Origin of the sequence: Actinomadura fibrosa, assembly GCF_900659615.1 — a bacterium.
Lineage (GTDB): Bacteria > Actinomycetota > Actinomycetes > Streptosporangiales > Streptosporangiaceae > Spirillospora > Spirillospora fibrosa.
Genome location: NZ_CAACUY010000516.1, coordinates 1 through 2,056 on the forward strand (window position 1 = coordinate 1; position 2,056 = coordinate 2,056).

The following is a 2,056-nucleotide window of genomic DNA, read 5'->3' on the forward strand; positions in this document are numbered from 1 at the left end:
CGAGGCGTCGCCAGCAGACCTCCGATGGTGCTAAGCCGTCAAGCGGCCGTCATGAGGGTGGGGGTGAAGGCCTTGTCGGGGTCGTAGGTCTGGCTGGTTTGGAGGCAGTGGAAGAGCTGGCCGAGCATCCGGTTGAACAGGTGCCGGAGAGCGGCTGAGTGCCGGTCGCCTTGGTTGCGGCGTCGCTGGTAGTGGGCTCGGGCTGGTTCGTGGTTGGTCGAGGCCGCGAAGGCCCAGACGAACCCGGCGCCGGCGAGGCGATCGTTCTTGATCGTTCGGTGGGTGATGGAGATGCTCCGGCCGGAGGCGCGGGTGACTGGCGCTGATCCGGCGTAGGCCTTGAGCGCGCGGGCGTCGGCGAAGCGGTCGCGGTCGTCGCCGATCTCGGCTAGGACCCTGGCGCCGAGTTGGTCGCTGAGGCCGGGGAAGCTGGTGATGACCTTATGGTCGGGGTGCTGGTGGAAGGCCTCGGCGACGGTTTCGCCCAGGCGGTCGGCGTTGGCGCATTCGGTGTCCAGGACGGCCAGGAGCGCGCGGGCCTGTTCGCCCATGGCCCTTTCGACGAGCGGCGGGTGATGTAGCTGCGGCTGCCGTAGCGCCTGGTGGAGTTGCCCGGCCAGGACGTCGATGCCGCGTTGCCGACCGGCCCGGCGCAGCGCCGCTGCGATGCGGGGGCGCGTCAGTTGGGCGGCAGCTGTCGGTGTGAGGGCGATCGCCAGAACGGCGCGGGCCTCTCGGCTGGTCAGGTTGGTGGTGCGGCCGGCGAACGCGGCTAGGAAGGTGGGGAAGTACTCGCGCAGCAGCGAGCGCAGCTCGTTGGAGGCCTTGGTGCGCCGCCATGTGGCGTCTTGGTGGGCGCGGGCCAGCACGGTGATGGCGCGGGCGAGTTCGGTGTCGTCGGGCAGCGGCCGGTGCGCGTGGGCGTCGGTGCGCAGGATGTTGGCCAGCGTCATGGCGTCGAGGTGGTCGGATTTCTTGCGGGACACGGTGTGGCGTTCGCGGTAGCGGGCCACGGCCATCGGGTTGATGGAGTAGACCTTGCGGCCGGTGCCGCGCAGCGCGGCGACCAGCAGGCCGCGCGGGGTCTCGATGGCGACCGGGATCGGGTCGGCCGGGTCGTCGCCGGCGTCGGCGAGCAATTGCAGCAGCTCACCGTATCCGTCGGCGGTGTCTTTGATCCGGCGTTTGGCCACCAGGTCACCGGCGCCGTCGATCAGCGCGATGTCGTGGTGGGATTCGGCCCAGTCGATCCCGCAGAACACTTTCACGTGGGGCTCTCTCCTTTGGTCGCCCTCGGCATGCTGGACTGTGGGTTTGACCTGGCAGGGAACGCGCAGCGCTCTAATAACAAGGCTCGTGGCCTGGCCTCCGATGGAGCCGTTCGCGATCCCAGCGACCCGCACGGGCTCCCAGTCTGCTGATAGGCCTCACAGACTCTGATGATGGCGAGGGATGCACCGCGCGGGCGGCTCGAACCACGATCGACAACGTGCCCGATGCCGCCGCGGTGGCGGGCATGATTCCTCCAGCCCGTCCACCACGACGGGCCGCGCCTGCACGGTCTTGCTCCAGGCCTCAACGGACCAGATATGCCACAGGCTTCGACGCGACGACCCTTATTAGATGATGGCTGCGGCCAGGGTCATGAAGGTCTCGTGGATGTCGTCGCGGATCTCCCAGCGGATGCGCAGCCGGCGGAACCAGTGCAGGATCGCGATGGTGCGCTCGACGACGTAGCGGTGCACGCCCAGGCCGGAGCCGTGCGGGGTTCCGCGGCGGGCGATGCGTGGCCGGATGCCGCGGGCGCGGACCAGGCGGCGGTGTTTGTCGTGGTCGTAACCGCGGTCGGCCAGCAGACACGCTGGTCTTCGGCGGGGCCGTCCCACCCGGCCCCGGATGGGCGCGACCTTGTCCAGCAGCGGGGCCAGTTGGGTGACGTCGTTGCGGTTCCCACCGGTCAGGGACACAGCCAGCGGGGTGCCGTGGCCGTCGGTCAGCACGTGGTGCTCAGAGCCCGGCCGGCCACGGTCGACCGGACTCGGCCCGGTTTTGGGCC

At 69.8% G+C, this 2,056-nt stretch carries 2 protein-coding genes; both read right to left on the reverse strand.

The window, feature by feature from the left end; genetic code table 11:
• Nucleotides 1–38: 38 nt before the first annotated feature.
• Nucleotides 39–1,268 carry an IS110 family RNA-guided transposase gene (locus tag E1300_RS49265; protein ID WP_131764122.1) on the reverse strand — a complete coding sequence of 410 codons (1,230 nt, stop codon included), beginning with the start codon at nt 1,266–1,268 and terminating at the stop codon, nt 39–41.
• Between the two features lie 351 nt (nt 1,269–1,619).
• On the reverse strand, nt 1,620–2,056 hold a 437-nt coding region (locus E1300_RS49270; RefSeq protein ID WP_131764121.1), incomplete at its 5' end, for an IS5 family transposase.